The following is a 4,422-nucleotide window of genomic DNA, read 5'->3' on the forward strand; positions in this document are numbered from 1 at the left end:
GAGTTCGACGTGATCCTGACCGGCGACGGCGGCAAGAAGATCAACGTCATCAAGGAGGTCCGCGCGATCACCGCGCTCGGCCTGACCGAAGCCAAGACGCTGGTCGAGAGCGCGCCCAAGGCCGTCAAGGAGGGCGTGTCGAAGGACGAGGCCGCCAAGATCAAGGCCCAGCTGGAAGCCGCCGGCGCAACTGTGGAAGTCAAGTAAGTCGCTAGTGATGTGCGGGTTAGCCAAGGCTAACCCGCACATCGCCCGGCCGGCCGGGCTCGGCTACGCCGAGCTTCGACGTCCCAACGCACAGAAAGGGCGGTTCCTCACAAAGGAGCCGCCCTTTTTGCCGTCTAGCGCTCCACCGCTACCGCATGGGGTCGAGCCGCGACCTGATCGAAGCTGCGCGGCGGCGCGTCGAGCCAGAATGGCGCGAGCTTGGACGAGTCGACGCGCTCCACCCCGATCGCGAACGCCTGGGCGAACTGGCCATCGATCCCTGCGGTCGCGTAGGTCACGTTGACGGCGACGATCGGCACGAACATCGGCCGGCCGCCTGCGGTCAGGGTATGGATGGCATCGCGGGGCAGCGCGGCGATGCTGGTCAGCACGCGCTGCTCGCCCGGCTGCAGCGTGAAGGCCGGGGTCGCGGGGCGGACGATTGGCGCATCGTACAGCGTGGCGATCTCGGCCTCCTGCCCGGTATGGGCGCTGGTCAGGCGGGTCAGCACGCGCACATCCTCGGCGGTCACGTCGCCTGTATTGGTGACGACGATCTCGTTCTCGCTGGTCGCGCTCAACAGGTTCAGGCCAGCGCGGATCGGGCGAAACGTGACCGATAGCCAAGCGCGAGTCGCCGTCGCCGGATAACCCGCCTCGTCATCGACGGCCTCGCCCGTCGCCGCCTGCGCGCGGCGATGGAGCGTCCAGGCGAGCAACAGCAGCGCAACCAGTCCGATGCCCACCGCCACCGGCCAGTAATCACTGGTATCACCGGCCTTCGTCTCCGCTGCCGCTGGGCTGGGCAGCGGCGACGGGCTCGGGCTCGCTGACACCGGCGGGGGCACGCTTGGACGCGTGGAGCTCGGCTGCGGACGAGCCTCGTCCTCGTCGGGCGTCGCGGATGCGCTCGGCTTCGGCGACGGTGTGACGCGCGGCGTCGGCGTGGCGCTTGGGCTGGCCGTCGGGGTCCGCGGCCGCTCGACAGGCGATGCCGTCGCGACCGGGGACGGCAGGACGATCACCGGCGCGGGCGGGATCGGCAACGGCGTCGCACTGGGCGTCGGCGTCGGCGTGGCACCGGGCAGCACCTGTTGCGCCATCGTCGGGGTTACGCCCGCAACGATCGCCACCACGGCGAACAGCGCTCGCCGGCTGATCCTCCTGACGTTCGTCACGGAATGGTCCTATTGCGCACTCGCGACCTTCGCCGCGCCTGCCACCTCGTCGGTAACGACCGGCAGCAACACCGCGCTCGCCCCCGCCCCGCCATGCTCGATCGTCACCGTCGCGGCCTTGTAGTCGGCGGGCTTGGCCAGGAAGATGTTGGGGACAAAGGTCTGCGGGTTGCGATCATAAAGCGGGAACAGCGAAGACTGCACCTGCACCATGATGCGATGGCCGGGCAGGAAGACATGGTTCACCGCCGGCAGCCGGAACTTGTATTCCTGCACCTTGCCGGCCGGGATCGCGGTCGGGTGCGCGAAGCTGTCGCGATAGCGGCCGCGCAGGATGTCGAGGCTGATCGCCAGCTGATAGCCCGCCATCTTGGGACTGCCCGGCATCTCGTCGGGATAGACGTCGATCAGCTTGACGACGACATCGCCGTCTGTGCCCGTGGTCCTGGCGAAGATGTCGGCCTGGGGAACGCCGGCGACGCGGACGGGGGCGGTCAGCGTGGCGGTCGTGTAGCTCATCACGTCGGTACGGCCGTCCACGGCGCGCTGGTCCTGCACCAGCCAGTCGCCCCAGCGCCCGTCGCCGAAGTTTACCGGCCGCGGCAGGTGCGGCACCGGGTTCTTCGGGTCAGCGACATAGCTGTCGCCGCCGGCCGCGGCCTTGCCGAAGCCGAGCCCCTTGCCAGCCTGGAAATAGATCGGCGTCAGCGGCGTCGCACACCCCTTGTCGCAGGCAAGCGGCCATTTGGCGTAATGATCCCAATGGTTCTCGGCGGTGTTGTAGATCGCCGCGGCCGGCAGCGTCACCGCCGGCGCGTCCTTCAGATACTGGTTGAAGAACGGCAGCACCATGTCCTGCCGGTACTGGAGCGCGGTGTCGCCGTTCCACTGGAACGGGCCGAGCTCGCGCCCCTCGCGGTTGATCTGGCTGTGCCGCCACGGCCCCATGACGATGAAGTTGTTTCCCGCGTGCCCCGCCTTGACCAGCGACTCATAGGAGTGGATCGCGCCGTACATATCCTCCTGGTCCCACAATCCCTGCTCCCAGAGCGTCGGCACGTTGGACGGGGTCTTGGCGAGCAGCACGTCGAGCGCCTGGCCCGACCAGAAGCTGTCATAGGCAGGATGCTGGATCATCCGGTTCCAGAACGGCAGCTGGTCGTAGCCGGAGGCCTTTGCCCAATCGCCGGCGGAGATGGCGCGAAAGTTTTCATAATCGTCATAGTTCGCGCCCGACTTGGGGGCCTTGCCCTCCCCCTTGTAGCCGGTCTGCCCGCCCAACCAGCCGATGTTGGTCAGCCGGAATGCGCCATAATGCAGCCAGTCGTCGCCCATCCAGCCGTCGACCATCGGGCTCTGCGGTGCCGCGACCTTGAGCGCGGGGTGCGGATGCAGCAGCGCCATCACCACCGTGAACCCCTCATAGGAGGAGCCGATCATGCCGACGCGGCCGTTCGACTGCGGCAGGTTCGCCTTGTTCACCAGCCAGTCGATGGTGTCATAGGCGTCCGTGACATGGTCGACATTGGTGTGGTTGAGCGGGCCGATCACCGGCCGGGTGACGATATAGTCGCCCTCCGAGCCATACTTGCCGCGGATGTCCTGATAGACGCGGATATAGCCCGCCTTGACGAATCCTTCGTCGGCGAGCGGCAGCGTCGACAGTTCGCTGCTGCTGTCGGCTCGGTTGGCGCGGCCCTTGGCATTGTAGGGCGTGCGGGTCAGGACGATCGGCGCGTTCTCCAGCCCCTTGGCATAGACGATCACGGTGTAGAGCTTCACCCCGTCGCGCATCGGGATCATCGCCACGCGCTTGACGTAATCCTTCTCCGCCTCGGGCGGGGTGAACTTGGCGGGGATGTCGCCGCCCGCCGCCTGCGCTTCGGTGCGGGTGCCGGCGTCCTTGGGCTGAACCCCCGCCGGAGTGCTGCCCTCGGTCGCCGGCGCGGTCGCCGTCGTCGATGCGGCCGGAACCTGCTGCGCCTGCACAGGGGCGAGCGTCAGGATAGCGGTGGCAGCGAGCAGGGCGGACTTGGCGATCATCGGTTGCGGGCCTTTCTTGGCGAAATGATCGTCTGCGTTACATGTTAGCTCCCTCATGGCAACATAGTGAACGCCGCCGCGCCACGCGTCGCCCTTTGACAGCATCCTACAACTCCCCTATATCGGCACCTCGCTACAGCTCCGAGCAATGACACGCCGTCGCGCAGTGTGTCGTACGGATGGGGGTTGCGGCTTCTGACGCCCTGGACTGCCGCCTCCTTTCTGGAGCCTGGCAGCTTTTGGCGTCTTCCCGCGTGCCTGTCCGGTGGACTCCGGACAAATGGCCGGCGCAAGCCGGGCACGAACAGAATAGCTGACGAGGCGAGCAAGCACATGGCGACCAAGGCGATCGACGGCGGCACGGCCCGTCCCCAGAACAAGGGCGACGGCGGCAGCGGCACCGCCAAGCGGCGGATCCGCAAGGTGTTCGGCAACATCCACGAAGTCGTGCAGATGCCGAATCTGATCGAGGTCCAGCGCGAGAGCTACGAGCAGTTCCTGCGCTCCGACGCGTCGATCGGCTATGTGTCGGGGCTGGAGAAGACGCTGCGCAGCGTGTTCCCGATCCGCGACTTCGCGGGCACCGCCGAGCTCGACTTCGTCAATTACGAGCTGGAGCCGCCCAAGTTCGACGTCGAGGAATGCCGCCAGCGCGGCATCACCTATGCCGCGCCGATGCGCGTCACCCTGCGCCTGATCGTGTTCGAGGTGGACCCGGATACGGAGACCCGCTCGGTGCTCGATATCAAGGAGCAGGACGTTTACATGGGCGACATGCCGCTCATGACCGAGAACGGCACCTTCTTCATCAACGGCACTGAGCGGGTCATCGTCAGCCAGATGCACCGCAGCCCGGGCGTCCTGTTCGATCACGACCGCGGCAAGACCCACTCGTCGGGCAAGTATCTGTTCGCTGCGCGGGTCATCCCCTATCGCGGCTCGTGGCTCGACTTCGAGTTCGACGCCAAGGACATCGTCAACGTCCGCATCGACC

Annotated in this window: 4 protein-coding genes and 1 pseudogene; 3 read left to right on the forward strand and 2 right to left on the reverse strand. The window is 66.9% G+C overall.

The window, feature by feature from the left end:
- Positions 1–207 (forward strand): 50S ribosomal protein L7/L12 (gene rplL, locus HUU96_RS11980; protein WP_174293011.1); only part of this gene is annotated, 207 nt, incomplete at its 5' end.
- Between the two features lie 134 nt (positions 208–341).
- Here rplL and HUU96_RS11985 read toward each other — a convergent pair.
- Positions 342–959 (reverse strand): hypothetical protein, encoded by a 618-nt coding sequence (locus HUU96_RS11985; protein WP_174293012.1) that lies wholly within the window; start codon positions 957–959, stop codon positions 342–344.
- Between the two features lie 106 nt (positions 960–1,065).
- Here HUU96_RS11985 and HUU96_RS11990 point away from each other — a divergent pair, with 106 nt between their 5' ends.
- Complete coding sequence (locus HUU96_RS11990) at positions 1,066–1,509, forward strand: hypothetical protein (protein ID WP_174293013.1); 444 nt, start codon at positions 1,066–1,068, stop codon at positions 1,507–1,509.
- On the opposite strand, the gene HUU96_RS11995 is transcribed toward HUU96_RS11990, so the two are convergent.
- Positions 1,395–3,428, reverse strand: coding sequence for a CocE/NonD family hydrolase (locus tag HUU96_RS11995; RefSeq protein ID WP_174293014.1), 2,034 nt, complete (start codon positions 3,426–3,428; stop codon positions 1,395–1,397). The two genes, HUU96_RS11990 and HUU96_RS11995, sit on opposite strands and share 115 nt — an antisense overlap.
- 333 nt (positions 3,429–3,761) lie before the next feature.
- Between HUU96_RS11995 and HUU96_RS12000 the strand changes: the two are divergent.
- Positions 3,762–4,422: pseudogene (locus HUU96_RS12000) on the forward strand (DNA-directed RNA polymerase subunit beta); the annotation flags it as partial.

The sequence above is a fragment of the Sphingomonas bacterium genome (genome assembly GCF_903644135.1).
Classification (GTDB): domain Bacteria; phylum Pseudomonadota; class Alphaproteobacteria; order Sphingomonadales; family Sphingomonadaceae; genus Sphingomonas.